An 18232-nucleotide genomic window follows, 5' to 3' on the forward strand; every position below is an offset into this window, starting at 1 on the left:
GTGGATATATCGGACTTATAGCCGGAAGAGACTACCCTCGCGGCAGTCTCTCCTCTTGCGATCCACTTGATCAGCGCCTGTTTGCCATCTCCTCCATGACCGCTGCTGCAGCCTTCCGGATCACGTCGATGACAAGGTCAGGCTTAGAGAGCATGGGAACGTGGCTACTTTCGACTTCGACCACAGTCGCACCCATACGCTTGGACACCCACCGCTGGAGATCGGGATGAACGGTATGGTCTTGCTTGCACAAGATGTACCAGCTTGGCTTCGACTTCCACGAGGTGCTCTGAATATGCTGCTGCTTGAAGAGGTCGGCATGAGGAGGAAAATGTGTCGCCCAAACGAGCTTCTGCTCTTCTGTGGAAAGATCTCCGCAGAAGAACTCAGTCCCATTCGGAAGCATCCAGGCGTACCCATCGGCGACTTCGACGCGAGAGAAGATATCAGAGGGATACTTGTCCAGTTGATCCTGAACAGTCTCGCCGACATCCGGCGCAACTGCTGCAATGTAGACGAGGCCAGCCACCCGATCATCAACTCCCGAGGCGGTAATGGTGGCGCCTCCATAAGAGTGCCCTACGAGGAGAACGGGGTTGCTTACTCGATTGAGCGTGCGCTTGACCATAGCCAGGTCCTCTTCAAAAGACTCTAGGCTGTATTGAACTGCAATGACCTCATAGCCGTCCGCCTGCAATGAGGGGATGACCTTGCTGAAGCACGATCCATCGGCCCAGATGCCGTGACAGAAAACGATGCTCGGTTTACTCTCGACTACCATTAGAACGCTCCTTTGCTTCGAATTGAGGATTGAACCAGGTGTTGCGCAGATCTTTCGCCTGACCGTCTCACTTAAGCTGGATTTTAGGAGAGCGCTATCCGAAGGAACAATTCCATGATTCTGTTACACGAGAACTGCAGCAGCTAAACCGATATCACGCCAGGGAAATCCCAAGGGACAAAGCTACGTCTCTATGCGATTTTTCTTCGAGACATCGCCACTCAGCATACTGGCGCAGCGGGTCGCTGAATCAGTTCGGTGGGCACAGCATGATCTCCGTTGTTGCTCCGTATAACCAACGCGTGTTCTGTGTGAGAAGTGTGCATGGAGTAGTGTCCACTGTCAGCGAAGGGAGGCAACTCAGCCGGCTCCGCCTTGATCCCAATCAGTCTTGTTGTTGCTTCTCAACCTTTTCTCAATCGTTCTCCTGGAGGATCTGTCCAGCACCGCAGGTCCTCTTGAAAACGGCGAATAAAACTGTCAGCGAGGGGATCAGAACAATCGCACCGCAGCCGAGGGCAATATCGAGAGCCTTGGCGACGTTACCCGGTGCGGCGCTATTCGTGATTGTGAAGTCAGGCCGAATCAGATAAGGATATTGAGCGATTCCCCATCCTGCGACAATCAATGCGACCTGGGCCGCGGCGGCAATTCTTGCCTGCCTGAAGTGGCGAAGCCAGAGTCCCCGAAAGGCCACGATTGTCGCACCAAGGGCACAGACCTCAAGGATCCAGGCAGCCGGTCTGCTTGAGAGTCCCTGACGAATTGCGATAGCAGAGGTCCCTGCCAGGACGTAGACGGCAAGAGCGATCGCAATTGAAACCACACCCGAGATCAATGCACGACGTCGGAAATCATTCTTGAGCTCTGGGCACTCTGCCTCGACCGCGAGGTCACACGCAGACAGATAAGCAAAAAGGGAAAGTGCCAGGATACCGACGGCTATCGGAAACGGAAGCAACCAGGTACTCAGGAATCCATTCTCGCTTAGGCCACGGTTCATGATCACGCTGTCGCAGGAGATTGCCCCAATAAGGACTCCAAGGAAGAGAGGCGTCATGCTACTTGAAATGGAGAAGACCTTTCCCCAGTAGAGTTGGGACTGCTTTTCGCCTGTGAAATAGGAGCGGAAGACAAAAGAGCAGCCACGAAGGACAATGCCAAGCAAGACAAAGAGCAATGGAATCGCCAATGCCACACAGAGAGCACCAAACGCGTCGGGAAAGCCGGAGAACAGCAGGACGACCGAGAGAATGAGCCAGACGTGATTTGCCTCCCAAACTGGCCCCAGTGCCTGTTCGATAAGGTGCCTTTGCTGTTCTTGCCGGGGACCGCGGCACATCAGATCCCAGAAACCGGCGCCGTAATCGGCGCCGGCCAATAAGGAATACATAACAAGGCCGCCCAGCATTGCGCTGGCAAGGAGATTCACGGAGGTCATACCGTTTCCGCCTTTTCAATGAGGCGTGTTTCCGGCGAGGCGATCACATGCTTTGCCAGGAGCCAGGTCGCGATGGCACCCAGAATCAGATAGAGAAATGTCATCAGAATGAACGTAACTGAGATGTATGGAAGAGAGGTGACGGCATCCCGTGTGCGAAGCAGGTGATAGATGATCCACGGTTGTCTTCCGAGTTCGGTAACCATCCATCCCGCTTCAAGCGCAACAAATCCAAGCGGACTAAGAACAACGACGAGAAGGATTGCTGAGGGAGAGAAGAGCCTCCCCTTGCGATGAAACCAAAGCGCGACCAGTGAAAACAGGGAAAGAATGCTTCCGCAGCCGACCATGGTTTGGAAACAGAGATGAACAACCCTGACGTTAGGCCAATCTGACTCTGGAACCTGATCCAACCCCTTCACTACGGCATTTGGATCGTGAAAAGCCAGAAGGCTCAATCCGCGAGGAATCTCAAGGGCGTACTTGGTCACTTGCTGCTCAGGGTAAGGCAGGCCACCGATACGAAGCGGAGCTCCGGCCTCCGTTGTGAATTGGCCCTCCAGGCTCGCAAGCTTAACGGGCTGTGTGGTTGCAACCATACGGGCTAAGGCATCTCCACTCACGCTCTGCAAAAGGACTGCAATACCTCCGACCGCCAAGGCGATTCCTATCGCGACCTCGTCGAAGCGATTCCTTCCACGGCGCAAGAGCAGCCAGCCGTGGATTCCCGCTGTCGCGAAGCCTGCTGCCGTATAGGCAGCGAAAATCATGTGCACGGCCTCCGGTATGCCCGCAGGATTCAGCATCGCTGCGAACGGCCGTATGTTCGTGAACTTCCCGTCGGCCAAAACAAAGCCTGTTGGCGTATTCATCCAGCCGTTCACCAATGTGACGAACATCGCAGAGAGGAGCCCGCTGAGCGCTACGATCGCGCCAGAGAGGAAATGGAACCAGGAGGAGACTTTGTTCCAGCCATAGAGATAGATCCCCAGAAAGATCGCCTCGGTAAAGAAGGCGAATCCTTCGAGAGAGAAAGGCATTCCGATGATCGCCCCCGCATATCGCATGAACCGCGGCCACAGTAGACCGAGTTCGAAGGAGAGAACCGTCCCAGAAACGGCTCCCACTGCAGTGAGAATCGTCGTTCCTTTCGCCCATCTTTTTGCGAGCAGTAGATATGCGTTGTCCTTGGTGACTAGCCACCTCCACTCTGCGATTACCATCATCAGAGGAAGAGCAATACCAATAGCTGCAAAGATGATGTGAAACGCCAGAGACATTCCCATCTGCGATCGCGCTGCGAAGAGATTGTTCACTATTAGAGTCCTCCGAAAGGCCTGCGATACGTCTTATGGCGGCGAGGACTCGTCTATATTGACCTGACAGCGCCACAGCCACGTGTCCCATTGGCTATAGCGTAGACACGGAGGCCGTCGCTTGGATATTCATGATTTCTGGAATATCAGCTCGGTGGGAGATAGCCTTGAGAACAATATTCCCGATCATGCGGCAGTCCTCGCCCCAACACTCTAAAGGGGTTTTGTTAGCACACTCGCGGGGCTGCCTGGTTACGGATGGCCTGCACATGGGCCATGTTGGCCGAGGATCTTATAGGTCTCGTGCATGTCTGTCTGAAAGATGCGCTCCATCATTTCTATGGGAGTGCGTGGCATCGATTGCGACGGGTCCTTATAGACGAAGGATTCAATGAGCAGGGTCCGTCTGGGACCATCTGGGGACCAGTTAATTTCGTGATTTGTTTTGCTGCGACTTCCACCGATGCACTGCGGTTTTCTGCGATTTGTAACTGTTGTTGTTCCGATTGATACTTTCACGGCGGGGTCAAGGCGTGAGGATTTCTCTGCTAAGCCAATTGCTATCTTACAGTTAAGAGAAGTGGGTCAAGTCTTTCGGGTACCAGCTGGGTACCGGTTTGTGTGCTCTGCAGTACTGCGTTTTTATTTCACCAACCCGGAACGATAGTTTCTTTTGATAGCGGTCTTGTTTGACTCTGATTGCTTATCGAATCCGATATATAACAAACATTGTTATAATTATCTATAGGCATAGCCATGAAGGGATCCGATCTTAGAGATGCTCGTTTGCGCCTTGGCTGGACACAAGAGCAAGTGGCCAAGAAACTCCGCCTGACGCAAGCTTACTTGTCTATGGTGGAGCAAGGGCGCAGGACTGTCTCTTCCCGCCTGCTATCGCGTACTCAAAGACTCTTTGAGTTACCGCCTACTACACTGCCGCTCGCAGAAGAGAGTTCGGGACCTGTCGATAGCGAGGCGGTGAAGTCAGAGCTAGGGGCGCTTGGCTATCCAGGGTTTAGCTATCTCAGCGGGAATCCAAAGCGCAATCCAGCACAGCTTTTATTCGATGCTCTAAATCAGACTGATCTAGATACACGAGCTGTCGAGGCCCTGCCATGGCTGGCATGGAAATATGCAGATATGGACTGGAAGTGGGTCGTCAAGCGAGCAAAAATACATGACCGTCAAAATAGGCTGGGATTTGTAGTAACACTCGCAAAGGAGCTTGCAAAGAAGCGTAGCGAGCAACAAGAATTCGAACGGTTAAACGTGCCGTGGGCACTACTTGATCGCTCACGTTTGGTGCTTGAGGATACGCTTTGTCATGATTCGATGTCCAAGTCGGAACGTGGCTGGTTGCGAAAGCATCGTCCGCCTGAAGCAGTGCACTGGAATCTACTCACCGACATGAAGCTGGAACATTTGCCTTATGCCTCCGTCTGACTTGTTACCTGAACCGTGGTATTCCTTCCTCAAGGAACTTGGATAATGCCGTCGAAGAGCCCGTGCGCCTTGATTGCATTGGAGTCTTTGTCATTACGATGCTCTATGCTTTACCGCGTCCGACCGCTGATGTGGATGTCTTGGAGATTGCACCGGGAAAGGCAGGAAACATCCTAGGTAAGATTGCGATGCAAGGTGGAGAGCTTCCCGCACAGCGCGAGTTCAGCGGCGATGTGGGCGAGAACCACAATAGGTTGATTACCCGGTCAACAGAGAAATTAAGGCCATCTCGCGCGCAATATTTGCAACGACTGAGGACGCGGGTACCTCATGGTTTCAGCAGACAAAATCAAAGCTATCTAAAAGTGTCCTTCCCTATGTCAACGCTCTGGATTTGAACCCTCTTAGCTGCAAGAAATAACGAGCACTTCTTCGAGAATGGTCATGAGTCTATTTCATTCACTGAAAATCGTGTTTTTTTGTATTGACGCGGCTTGACTATGTTGCAAGTGGTACCTAGTGTTTCGCGTGGCAAATTGTTTGCCTATTGCGTTGATTCTTACGATTTCTGGGAGGACACTAATGGAAGCAAGGACATCAACTTGGAGGACCATCTGCATTAAGCGCGCGACAAGCAGGGATACCTTCTGGATCGAACTACGAACCACTCTTTCGCGCTGTTTAATTCTGTCAGTTGCCAGTCTTGTTGCGAGTATGGTGACGGACTCTAGTCAAAGTGGGCATGCGGTTCGGCTGCGATGGGTCAGGGTTTTCGCAATGGGGATCTTAGCAGCGCAACTTATTCCGTATGGTGTGCTACATGCTCAGACAAACTTGGCCAGCATTTCGGGAACAATCACCGATAGTGCCGGGGCTACTGTCCCGAACTGCACCGTGACCGTGAAGAGTAGGGCTACGAGCGCGTCGCGTTCGCTTACCACGAGCACGGGCGGACTCTACTCCTTTCCTTCATTGCCATTGGGATCCTACACCATTACAGCAACAGCTCCAGGATTTGAAACAGCAACTACGACCATTGAGTTGGCCTTAAACGGAGTCACAGCGAACCTTTCTCTGCAAGTTGGGAAAACCAGTGAGACAGTTACGGTGTCAACCGCATCGGAATCTGTATCGCTACAGACTGATTCGGCAACTGTGGATCAGTCCTTCAGCGAAGTGCAGCTGACAAAACTTCCGAATAGCTCAGGGCTCAGTGTCTTAGGAATTGCGACTCAGGGGCCGGCATCTCAAGCTGGCTCCGATGAGCCAGAAAGCGGCGATGAATCATTCTTTGGTCAAATGTCCAACTCCGTAAATATCGCAGGGCTCGGAATCGCGCACACGCAGTTTCTTCAAGATGGAGTGGAAAACATAAATCTGCTGACAGAAACCGCCAATGTTGTCGCACCTACCGAAGCTGCTCAAGGAGTTACGACTACACTCAATGGCTCGCCTGCACGATTTGGACAACCCGCCATAGTCAATGTCATTACAAAAGGTGGGTCAAACGAGTTTCATGGCTCGGTGTATGAATATCTTCAGAACGACGCCTTCAATGCTACGAATTGGTTCGCGACTAGCAAACCGCCAGTACGGTATAACAACTTCGGCATCAGTTTGGGTGGTCCAATCCTTAAAAATAAGCTCTTTGCCTATTTTGATTACACGGGGTTCCGAAGCCACTCTAACTTCTTGAGTAGGGATCGTGTGCCTACATCCGCAGAACTGGGCGGAGACTTCTCGAATAATAACGTATCGACGGCCATCTACGATCCCGCGACCTACTCCAGCTCTGGGACATCGAGTCCTTTCAAAGATAATAAGATCCCAGCCGAGCGGATCGACAATTTCGCCAAGAATTATCTCCGGTACTTTCCTGTAGCAAATCATCCATTGGGTGCGGATAACATTAACTACGTCACTAATCTTGCAAACAAGAATAATGCTGATCAGTACATTATGCGTGTAGATTGGAACGTGACGAGCAGCAACCAGTTGAATGGTACCTGGCTCAACTCTACCGACAATAATGGCAGCGATACAATTGTCCCCGGTCTTTTCGGAATCTTTATTGCCACCTCAGGGACGAACGCTGCATTGCAGGATAGCTGGGTATTGAACCAGCACCTTGTTAACGTTCTGAAGGTCGGTTTTAATCGAGGAAATGTCGCACGAACTCAGCAGGGAGCAGGTGCGCAAAATTACGCAAAGAAGTTGGGCCTCAACAATCTCAATGCCGCCTCGCAACAGTGGACGCCTCCTCAGGTGTCAATTGGAAACTATATAACCGTGGGCGATCCATGGTCGCCGCAGGGAGGCTTGCAGAACCGCTACCAGTATGCGGACGAACTGAATTGGTCTCTGGGAAAACATAGTGTCGCGATTGGCGGGCAGTTTGTTAAAACAGCGTTCTTCGGCAACTGGACTGTCGCCAACAATGGGACGTTTTCCTACGACGGCAGTGGAACCTCTCAATATGTGCATGGAGAACGCAGCTCAACTCTCATCGGTAACCCGCTTGCCGACTTCATGCTCGGTCTTCCGCAATTCGGGCAGGCGGGAGTTGGTACGTCAGTTGGGTGGTTCAAAGAGTCTCAAGTAGCAGCCTATGTGCAGGACGACTGGAAGGTCACGCCGCATTTGACTCTCAATCTGGGGCTTCGCTACGACTTCGACAATCCTCCCTCTACGGCGAAAGGTGCCCTTTACAGCATTGCACTCAATAAGCCTATACCGGGAACCTGGGATACCAACTATAACGATTGGGGGCCGCGCGTTGGTTTTCGTGGAATGTTCTGAATAAAACTGTGGTCCGTGGTGGGGCTGGTATCTACTATTCCTCCAGCTTGTACAACAACCTCCAATTCGAACTGCTGTATGCACCCAACTTTGTGATGGAGTCCGCGTCCATTAACATCGCCAATCCAACGGTGATTGAGGACTTCTTTGCCCCGCCTTATACGGGAAATTCCGGGTACACTATTTCGAAAAAGCTCAAAGACCAATCGGCAAATGAGTGGAATCTTAATATTGAACGTTCCTTGAGCAACAATATGCTGCTCACCATGGCATATATTGGCAATGTATCAAGGCACATGTCCGCACGTGGGGACGGCAATCAGCCCTATGCATTGTCTTCCGGTAACACCACAGGGATTTTGGATGTGAGACCGCAGCCGCTCGCAGGTTCGGTTGATATGCAATTAAATGGATTCAACGCCAACTATAACGCTCTTGCTGCCTCTTTACAGCGCCGCTATGCATCCGGCCTTCAATTCCTGTTGAGCTATACATGGTCGAAAGCGAACGATGTCATTGAAGGTGACAACTCTAACATCGAGAACATCTATAAACCAAGTTTGACATATTCTCTGGCCAGTTTCGACCGGACACACAATATCCAACTGAGCGGAGTATATGACCTTCCAATTGGGCCAGGCCGACGTTTTCTGAGAGGAGACGGACTGCTGAGCAAAGAAATTCTGGGTGGGTGGCAGTTATCCTTCCTTCAGCAACTGGCATCGGGACAACCTATTTCAGTGAATGCCAATAACACAGCCGACACCAGTGGTATGCATGCCAGTTACGCTATCGAGACCTGCAATCCAAAATCGGGATTCACTAAGACGAGGTTCCAGATTCTCAATCCTTCCTGCTTTGTGCAGCCTGCGGCCGGTCATTACGGTTATACACGCAACATACCTGTGCGCCAGCCTGGATATTATCCAACCAATCTTTCACTGTTCAAGTCGTTTCCCGTCTATCACGAGCATCAACTCATCTTCAGAGCAGACGCGTACAGTGTGCTAAACCATCCGGAGTTTGGTGGCGGCGGCGGGAGTGCTGGATCCTCGACTCTGGGAAGATTGACCTATCAGTCATCTGGACTGAGATCGATGCAACTTTCGCTGAAATATCAATTTTAAGAGCAAATCCATCGGTCTTCAACGGAGTAGATTTGCGCTCTGTAGGAAAATCGAAAAGCGGAATGCGTCGGGGGCACGCCCTACTAGGGTGTATCCCCGATGTGAATTTTGGAAGAGTGCTCCAGCTGTAAGCAGGAAAATGGGCCGAACCGACTGAACAACTTCTGGTTGGTAATCCACTCTATATATCCAAATTGGAAAGAGACTGCGGTAGCGGCATTTGCATCCTCGTAAAGGCCATCATATGTGATCCATAGACAATGGCCTCCAACTCCGTCGGGAGATAGTGCTGAGCTTACCGCCAGCCGATATCGGATTTGACCATAGAGGAAGGGAAGTGGATGATTAGACGACTAAATGGGCGGCTCTGTCGAGGGATACAGCGACTGGTTTGAACCCTCGATCTGATAAAACGGGTGAAAGGCTCAAATGGAACAAGAATCCACAGGTGATTATCAAATCGAGTCGGTCGCGCGTGCCTGTCGTACCCTTCAAGTGTTGCGAGACCGGGGCAGTCTTTCGCTCTCTCAGTTGGCAGACGCAGTAGGCCTAAGCAGACCAACAGTCTTTCGATTATTGTCTACGCTTCAGTCGAATGGTCTCATTTCCAGAGACGGCCAACGGCAATATCGGCTGGCAGAGAGTTTCTTCTCTAGACGAAGGGTCAAGATTGGCTACCTCGCAGAGACCAGCCGCACATCATTCTACAGAGCTGTATCCAAGGGATTGCTTGATAGTGCGGGGCAGTCAGGGGTTGATCTTATTGTGACAGACTGCCATGACAGCCCCGAGGTTGCCCTCCTTAATGCCGAGAAGCTGCTCGCAGAGAATGTCGAGCTCATTATTCAGTTTCATTCTTACTCCCATGTTGCCTCGCGAGTCGTAGCCCTCGCGCGTGAGCGTAGGGTGCCAGTAATTGCTGTTGAAATGCCTATCCCGGATGCGACTTACTTTGGAGTTGATAATTGTCAGGTCGGTCTTATTGCTGGAAGATCCCTAGCTCGTTGGGCCGAGCGAAATTGGAAGGGCAAGGTCGATGAAATCCTATTGGTCGGAGCGGAAAACGCCGGGTCTTTGCCGGAGGCTCGACTTACAGGGAGCTTGCTTGGAATCCACGAGGTTCTTCCGAATGCAACAGCGGCGCGAGTTATTCCACTGGACGGCAAGTGGAATCAGGAGGCGAGTCGCGATGCAGTGGCGCAACACTTGCGCCACTCTACTGCCAGACGTATCCTCGTTAGCACCATCTTTGATCCGAGTGCTATTGGTGCTCTCGAGGCTTTTAGACACTTGCAGCGTCAGCAGGAATGCGCAATCGTTGGACAGAACGGTACGGTGGAAGCTCGAATGGTCTTGAGAAGCCAGAAATCGCGTCTGATCGGCACAGTTGCTTATTTCCCCGAGCGATATGGTGACCAACTAATCAATCTTGCTCTCGAAATTCTAGGACATCGAACTCTCGTCCCGAAGGCAGTGTTCGTTAAACCTCAATTTCTGACAGCGAAAAATCTGATGGAGTTCTACAATCGCGAGGTACCAAGCGGCGATTCATAAGTGGGTTCGCATCGTCAATGTGAATCTGGAGCTGTAGTGAAGGTGTCCCGTTAATCTGCTGCTCTGTGGGTGCACTTTGAAATTTCACTCTGTGAAAGCCTATGGTGAAACCTGATAGTTCTCCGTGCCTACGTCATAATCGCTAACATTGCGCAGAGAACGGTTTCGTCTCCATCAAGTACTTCGAAACTTACGTAGTGTGAAATAAGGGAAAATTATTCCTAAACTCTGCGTTGACGATGCTCCATGTCGTCACTATATTTCGGATGGTAGCTTTTGTCTCTATTGAAAAAGCTCGACAGCACCATACGCCTCAGGTATGGCACTCTTCAATCGCAGAGAAATGGGAATGAAATCGGCCTGCATTACACGTCTTTCAAATGGTGCTCTCGCAAGGCGGTTGGAGAGACGGCATATGTGTCAGATATCTTCTATTGATTGGAAAGAGACGCTGAGCGTCGTGCCGCCGCTTGAATCTTTGCCGAGTGTGTCTGCGTTCAAAACAGGACCATTACTCTTAGCTCTGATCCTATCGGATTTTGCGTCACAAATTGTGGCAAACAGAGTATTACGACTTATTCAAAGGGAGACATTATGGATCGACGCGAATTTGTGTCAGGAGCTGGGGCACTTGCGTTCATGGGAGGCTTGCGGCCAAAGTTCTCACATGGAGAGTTGTCAACCTCAGGGAACTGTGTGACTGCGGCTTACTACTTCGGAAATTACCACATGGATGCGCGGAACGAGAGAGCACACGGTTCAGGCTGGACCGAGTGGAATCTGGTCCGCGCTGCTAACCCGAAATTCCCAGGCCATCATCAGCCCAAAATCCCTCTCTGGGGATACCAGGACGAGTCGGATCCGTTGGTGTTTGAAAAGAAAATCGCTATCGCACACGACAGCAATCTCGATGCAATGATCTTCGATTGGTATTGGTATAAAGATGGCCCATTCTTAAATGGAGCACTGGAACATGGATTTCTCGGAGCCTCAAATAACAAGAATCTGAAGTTTGCACTTATGTGGGCCAATCACGACTGGTATAACATCCACCCGGCAAAGCTGGATGGCTCTGCGTCTCTTCAGTACGTTGGAGCGGTTGCGCTCGATACGTTCAATGAAATGTCCAGCAAGCTACTTGAGCTCTTTCAGCATCCATCGTATCTTACGATCGCAGGTGCACCATATTTTTCGATATATGAACTCACTCGCTTCATTGAGGGCATGGGAGGTGTATACCAGGCTGCTGCCGCGCTAGACTCGCTTCGCTCCAAAGTCCGCGCAATCGGTCTGCCCGGTGTTCACATCAATGTGGTCACCGCAGGCGTCAAATTGCTTCCCGGCCAGAGTGAGGTTGCCGATCTGCCTGAGCTGCTTGAACATCTGAAGATCGACAGCACTACTTCGTACGTTTGGGTACACCACGCGGAGTTGGGCCACAACCTTACCATTGAGTATGCAAATGTTCAGCGTCAATACGAGGCCTACCGCGATAGTGTGGCAGCCCAGCTCAAAAGAGGATATTTCCCTAATGTGACGATCGGTTGGGATGCATCTCCGCGCAGTTGTCAGGCGGATAACTTTCGCATTACCACTTATCCGTTTACTCCGGTGATTGTGAATAATACTCCGCAAGCATTCGAAGATGCACTTCGGTCAGCCAAGCAATTTGCTTTGAAACATCTTCCTGACGGACAGAGGCTTATCACTATCAATTCCTGGAACGAGTGGACAGAGGGAAGTTATCTTGAACCTGACAGAGAGCATGGGACATCTTACCTCGACGCGATTCATCGGGTATTTCCCTGAGCTGACCAAACCTGACAATGGAGGTTGCGATGTGGGTACTCAGTGCCAGTAGTACACATATGCAAATGAACGAGCGATTGAAACAACATATTAACATTGCTGCCAGTTCGTACAGCGAACTGCACAAAAGTTGCTTGATGATGCCTCTTGGCATCGTTATATGCATTCTGATTTTCTGCGGGCAAGCTGCGCAGGCTGTAGAGTACAGGGTCCAGCGTTGGCAGGCTATCGAGATTAAACTCACGAGCTCTGTAGCTTATGTGGATCCGTTTCAGGATGTCGATGTTATCGCCACTTTCACCGGCCCTGATAATAAAAAGATTATCCGCCCGGCATTCTGGGATGGGGGGCGTATTTGGAAAGTCAGGTTTGCTCCACCAGAAATCGGTCTATGGACTATGACTACCCAGACAACGGACACCAAGAACAGCGGACTGCATCATGTGACCAAGACCATACGATGCGACCCATATTCCGGCAATCTCGATATTTATAAGCATGGTTTTTTGAAGGTCAGCGGCAGTGGGAGATATTTGACCTACGCCGACGGTACCCCATTCTTCTATCTTGGAGATACGCATTGGATCTTATCTCATGAAAGATTTAACAGGTCTAATGCTCCTGGTGTGGCTTCGCAATTCAAATATATAGTCGACAAGCGAGTTAGACAGGGATTTACAATTTTTCAATCGGAGCCTGGCTGGCAAGCTCGCAGCGCACAAATTCGGGTTAATCAAGAAGCCTATTCCGATGAAGAAGCCGATACTGATTTGAAGCACGGCTTTACGAGTGCCACTCTGGCCGGTTTCGCAAACCTAGACAGGAAGTTCAAATACATTGCCGATCAGGGCTTAGTACATGCCAATGCTTCGATTTGTTGGGTTGGCGATCCTGCCGAATTCCCTATCTTCACTGAGGTGTTGATGGCGCGGCTTGCCAAATATTGGGTGGCTCGTTATGGAGCATATCCGGTTATCTGGACGATTGCACAGGAGATCGATAAGAACTATTACGGGGCCTACGATGCCACAACGATCAAAAAGTGGTTTGCGGCCGCACAAAGTATCGCGAACAATGACGCATATCACCAGCCCATTATGCCGCATATGGAAAATACTGATCATACAACAGCCTCGAATTCGTGGTGGTCGAGTAGGCCGTTTCATAGCGGTTGGGCAGTGCAGTGGCAGGGCGAATTGACCGATGTCAGTACCGCCGAGGGATTCTGGCATGCTTTGCCGACCAAGCCTTCAGTGCTTTATGAAAGTGCGTATGACCACTTCTGGACCGACTCGAGAGCGGCGCTCGGCGCAGCCTACAAAGCTTTCCAGTACGGTATGTATGGCTATGGTTACGGAGCGAATGGTATATGGAACGATATTTATTCCAAGCCCGGCGAACCCGGCGATTTCGGAACAGCATATGAAATGCCGGCCCATTACTTTTGGTGGCGCGATGGGGCTGATCTGCAGACCGGAGATCAACTTTCATACTTCAAACATTTCTATACAAGTCTGGAATGGTGGAAGCTGCTTCCGCGGTTCAACGACAAAGCGTGGGGCACATTCGCCGATACTGCTCGGTCGCTTCTCTCTTCCGACGGACAGGACATTTATGTCGTGTTTTTCTTTAGTGGGGGGACATCCACCGGCACTCTAAATCACATGCAGAACCATTCCACCTATGTTGCCCAATGGTTCAATCCCCGAGACGGACGGTATAAGGATATAGACATATTTACGTTGGATGGAAGTCAATGGAAAATTCCAGACAGACCGACTGCGGAGGATTGGGTCTTGCTGGTAAAGAGGACCGTTGGCAGCCATTCGAGAATAGCTGCCAACTAGAATTTGTTGTTGGTTCTTAGCAGCGACGGGAGGAGACTCATACGTATCAGTTAGTTCAGGAGTTATTCCCTGCGGTCTATGTTCCTGTGCCGGATATCTCGGACCGGCGCAAATTGGGAGGGGGACAGTTATTGTGACTCATCGATCACTTCGATTGCGGAGATGGTCGCGTAGTTTACGAGCGGCTCGAAAGTTAAATCGAGTTTCCCCTCCTGTGAGGGTCGCAAATGATAAACGTCTTGGTCAGAGCACGCAGGCTGCTAGCTTCCTTGTAGATATCAAAATCGTCGAGCAGTGTTGAGCCGTTGCCATAGACACGAAAGACCCGGCTTCCATTGCCTTCGGAACCGGAAGCCTGAGGCCCCCCCAGTACAACTCGGCGGCGATAACAGCTTTGCCGCATTTCGGGGTATCAGTCAGATAGCTAACCCTTGTTCATTGCTGCACATATGGTGCATTCCAATAGCCTCCCGCGCTTCTGCTTACAACGAGTTACGGGCTGCAGGCAGCCTTTCACGACGACAATACAGTCCCTAATCTCTAGTGAAGTTGAGGAGCTGCAGAGGACCCCGAAAGCCCCGCTACCAACCTCGCTGCCGTCTCTCCTTAATAGATGAGATGAGATTAACACTCGATTGATGCTGCAGTGGACGTGTCGAATCGCGCTTTGATCAGGGATTATCTCGTTTTATGACAATTCTGGACGAGCAGGTCTTTCCAGGTGGTGCAGTTTAGGCCACGAGACGGAAATTCGTCACACGTCAAATATCCGTCGCAACTTCGCCATATTGGAACTCGAGGTTTTTTGCTACGGCTCGTGGTTGATCTCATGATAGGACAACGCTTAGCCCTCTCAATCTAACGCAGTAAGAGGACCACGGTGTTTGGCATTTCAGGTGCAACGAAGCAAGAGACCTGAGCTGTTGCATTCCAACTCGAGCGCAAGAACAGATAGCTTGTGCTCGATCGATCACCATTCTGCTTCAACTTGATTAGGTAACTGCTATCGTGCCGAATATTTGTTGCTTTTATGACGACTCCGCCCGCGCGCCGATTCCTTTCGCATCGGTCCGTTGGCAAGCCTGGATCTGGAGGCTGATTTTATCTAAAGCAGTTTGTGCGGAGCGGGCATGGCGAAGCTCTAAGCAGCCGGAATTCGCGCCACCTCACAGGCACAACAGCGGATTTCACTGCGGAGACCCACACGGTCCTCTGCCGTATGGAGATCACCTTACGTAGCCCTTTGAAACACGCAAATTATGAATGCTGTGCCCCAGCGGGTCTACAGGACAAAATAGGGGGGCCTTTCAGTCCCCGCTTGAGTTAAATCGAAGTTTCGAGAATATAACAGGAGCTGCGTATGGTTTTTCGTTACGTGCTGTTCGTCATGATGATTTCCTTGTTCGTTGGCGCCGATGTGAAGGCGCAGAACTCCCCATCCGGAACTTCACCATCGATTCCGGATAAGTTGCTCAAGCCCTTGGGTTCCGGCACTGGTGTATGGACAGAACAACAGATCACAACAATGAATCGCATTCGTGACGCTGCCCTGAGCAGTCCTTGGGCGTGGAATGAACTAAGCTACCTGGCCGATAGTATTGGGCCGAGGATTCCAGGCTCGCCCCAGATGGATGCGGCCGTGCAATGGGTTTCAGCGCAGATGCACGCGATTGGCGCAGACGTGAGTCTTGAGCCAACGACTGTTCCACATTGGGTGCGTGGCGAAGAGTCCGCAGCTCTTACTGTTTGGCCGGGTATGACACCTAATACCACTCAAAAAGTCGTGATAACAGCCCTCGGAAATTCCGTTGCTACGCCAAGTGGTGGTTTGGTCGCCCCGGTGATCGTAGTTTCCTCGTTTGCAGAACTTGAGCAGTTAGAGACTAATCAGGTTAAGGGGAAGATTGTTCTCTTCAATCGCCTGTTCGATAAGGAACTAACTGCAGAAGGCAGGGGGTTGGATGCTTACATAAAAAACGCGCCATACCGAATGTCAGGTGCGACGGTAGCCGCTTCCGCTGGAGCTGCCGCGGTTCTTGTGCGTTCACTTGGGAATGTCGATCTGCGAATACCGCACACAGGCATGATGGTTTATAAAGATAGCCCGAAAATTCCTGCCGCTGCTGGTACATCAGAAGATGCCGACCTGATTGCGAGGCTTGCGAAACATGGCCCGGTTGTTATGCGGATGCTTCTTACGTCACAGACTCTTCCCCCTGTGACCAGCTATAACATCATCGCCGACTGGAAAGGGTACGATCATCCGGAACAAGTCGTCATCGTTTCAGGGCATCTGGACTCCTGGGACCTCGGTACGGGGGCTGTGGACGATGGTTCGGGATTGGTCACTGCTATGGAGGCCATCCAGCTCCTGCAGTCTCTAGGAATTCATCCACACCGCACCATTCGCCTGATCGCCTGGATGAATGAAGAAAACGGGTTGTCCGGTTCGATGACATATGCTTCGGATCATGCGCGAGACTTTTGCAACCACACCGCTGCCATGGAAAGCGATACAGGGGCGGATCATCCTGCCGATCTGTTCGTCTCCGCATTGCCTGGACTCTTGCAATATCTCGCACCACTTGCATCAGTGTTGGAGCCATTCGGTGCAGACACGATTGCAGTTCCCGAGGATCTCTCATCGGAAGACATCGTTCCCTTAGTAGAGGCAGGGGTTCCAGGCATCACACCCGCGCAGGATCTGCGATATTACTTCAACTACCATCACACCTCGGCCGACACCCTCGATAAAGTTAATCCGCGTTACCTCGCCGAGAACGCGGCTGTCATCGCAGTAACCGCGTATGCTTTGGCAGATGCATCGAATCCACCACCGACGGGACAATCAACCACGCGCACTTGCAGTGCGAAACAGACGGCATCAGAACGTTAATAATCCTGTTGTTACATGAGCAGAATTCCCGGACATGCGGATAGTAACGAAGTACAAGGTATCTCGCCCGTGATAAATGCGGGCTAGACGCCGGGCATTTCATGCGCTTCGCCACGCTGTTCTGCTAAACCCCTGGTGCGATTTTCGAACACACCATACAATCTCATCCATGCAATCCTCGATTCCAAGACTTGCGGATATTGCCAAGGCCGCAGGTGTCTCCATCGCCGCTGTCTCCATTGCGTTGAATAAGAAGGGGTCATCGCGGGTCAGCGCGCAGCTTCGGGAACGCATCATCCAGATCGCACGGGAGCTAGGATACTCTCCTAATGAACTGGCGCGGGCCTTGGCGGAGAAGAGAACACGGCTACTGGGTCTGGCCGCACCCATGCGTGACTCCATCTTTTCCAACCAGTTCATCGCGCAAGCGCTGTCCGGCATTCAAAGTGCTCTCGTGCGCCGGGGATACAACCTGCTGATCTTCTCGCCCACTGGCAAACCAGGCCGCGAGACCCGTGACCAGATGCTCGAAAGCCGTTTTACAGACGGCATTATCTTCATCAACACCCGCTCCTGCACAGCGCAGGATGTGAATGACACTATCGATGAACTGCAGCGTGCCCAGGTGAAGTTCTCGATGATCAACTCCTACTACGGCAAGGCGCCGATCAACTATGTCGGTGTTGATGACGCAGCCATCGGCCAGTGCGCGGCAGAGTATCTGGCGAAGCGCGGACACCGCCGCATCGCATTCTTCAGCGGATCATCTACATTGCCGGGGCACCAGCAGCTGGTGGCAGGCCTGCGTAAGGGACTCGCCGCCTATGGGCTGGAGCTGGCGAAGGACAGGATCGGTTGTACCGGTTACGACCAGGCACAGGGGACTCGGATTCTGGATAGCTGGTTTTCCAACAAACGCAAACGTCCCACGGCCATCTTCACGGCCGACGACCAGCTTCTTCTGGATTTCTATGACCATGTCGAGCTTCGTGGTATCTCCGTCCCCGGAGATATTGCTGTGCTGCATCGCGGTAACTCCGGCTCAAGCGACCACGTGCGTCCACGGCCTACTACCTTCACCATCCCCACGTTCCGCATGGGGGAACTCGCGGCAGATCTTCTGATTGACTCGATTGAGAATGCCGGAGTGAGTCCGCGGCGTGTCTTTCTCCCCTACGAACTGGTGCCAGGCAGCACTGCCTGAACCGCAGTTAATCGC

General features: G+C 51.6%; 10 protein-coding genes and 1 pseudogene. 7 read left to right on the plus strand and 4 right to left on the minus strand.

Annotated features, from left to right (window positions below):
- Positions 1 to 70: 70 nt before the first annotated feature.
- From AC6I7T_RS31725 to AC6I7T_RS31735, 3 genes are all read right to left on the minus strand, one after another.
- Complete coding sequence (locus AC6I7T_RS31725; protein WP_497795492.1) at positions 71 to 781, minus strand: alpha/beta hydrolase; 711 nt, start codon at positions 779 to 781, stop codon at positions 71 to 73.
- A gap of 415 nt (positions 782 to 1196) precedes the next feature.
- Positions 1197 to 2222: a cytochrome d ubiquinol oxidase subunit II gene (locus AC6I7T_RS31730; protein WP_497795493.1), complete on the minus strand. Its 1026-nt coding sequence runs from the start codon at positions 2220 to 2222 to the stop codon at positions 1197 to 1199.
- Positions 2219 to 3538: a cytochrome ubiquinol oxidase subunit I gene (locus tag AC6I7T_RS31735; protein WP_497795494.1), complete on the minus strand. Its 1320-nt coding sequence runs from the start codon at positions 3536 to 3538 to the stop codon at positions 2219 to 2221. Before AC6I7T_RS31735 ends, AC6I7T_RS31730 begins: the two co-directional genes overlap by 4 nt.
- 756 nt (positions 3539 to 4294) lie before the next feature.
- On the opposite strand from AC6I7T_RS31735, the gene AC6I7T_RS31740 reads away from it, so the two are divergent.
- The 5 genes and pseudogenes from AC6I7T_RS31740 (at position 4295) to AC6I7T_RS31760 (ending at position 14117) form a co-directional block, all read left to right on the plus strand.
- Positions 4295 to 4981, plus strand: a complete 687-nt coding sequence (locus tag AC6I7T_RS31740; RefSeq protein WP_497795495.1) for a helix-turn-helix domain-containing protein — start codon at positions 4295 to 4297, stop codon at positions 4979 to 4981.
- A 777-nt stretch (positions 4982 to 5758) separates the two neighbouring features.
- Positions 5759 to 8907 (plus strand): annotated as a pseudogene (locus AC6I7T_RS31745) (TonB-dependent receptor domain-containing protein).
- 429 nt (positions 8908 to 9336) lie between these two features.
- Positions 9337 to 10461, plus strand: coding sequence for a sugar ABC transporter substrate-binding protein (locus AC6I7T_RS31750; protein WP_497795497.1), 1125 nt, complete (start codon positions 9337 to 9339; stop codon positions 10459 to 10461).
- A 594-nt stretch (positions 10462 to 11055) separates the two neighbouring features.
- On the plus strand, positions 11056 to 12270 hold the full coding sequence (locus tag AC6I7T_RS31755) for a glycoside hydrolase family 99-like domain-containing protein (RefSeq protein ID WP_497795499.1): 1215 nt from the start codon (positions 11056 to 11058) through the stop codon (positions 12268 to 12270).
- Positions 12271 to 12299: 29 nt separating this feature from the next.
- The gene (locus AC6I7T_RS31760) at positions 12300 to 14117 is read left to right on the plus strand and encodes a glycoside hydrolase family 140 protein (protein WP_497795500.1); all 1818 of its coding nucleotides are present in this window, start codon (positions 12300 to 12302) and stop codon (positions 14115 to 14117) included.
- Positions 14118 to 14310: 193 nt separating this feature from the next.
- Here the strand turns inward: AC6I7T_RS31760 and AC6I7T_RS31765 are convergent, their stop codons facing one another.
- A complete protein-coding gene (locus AC6I7T_RS31765) occupies positions 14311 to 14520 on the minus strand; it encodes a hypothetical protein (RefSeq protein ID WP_497795501.1) in 210 nt (69 codons plus the stop codon).
- Positions 14521 to 15477: 957 nt separating this feature from the next.
- Between AC6I7T_RS31765 and AC6I7T_RS31770 the strand changes: the two genes are divergently transcribed.
- A complete protein-coding gene (locus AC6I7T_RS31770) occupies positions 15478 to 17013 on the plus strand; it encodes a M20/M25/M40 family metallo-hydrolase (RefSeq protein ID WP_497795502.1) in 1536 nt (511 codons plus the stop codon).
- A 76-nt stretch (positions 17014 to 17089) separates the two neighbouring features.
- A complete protein-coding gene (locus AC6I7T_RS31775; RefSeq protein WP_497795504.1) occupies positions 17090 to 18217 on the plus strand; it encodes a LacI family DNA-binding transcriptional regulator in 1128 nt (375 codons plus the stop codon).
- Positions 18218 to 18232: the final 15 nt, after the last annotated feature.

Source organism: Humiphilus diazotrophicus, from assembly GCF_059726315.1.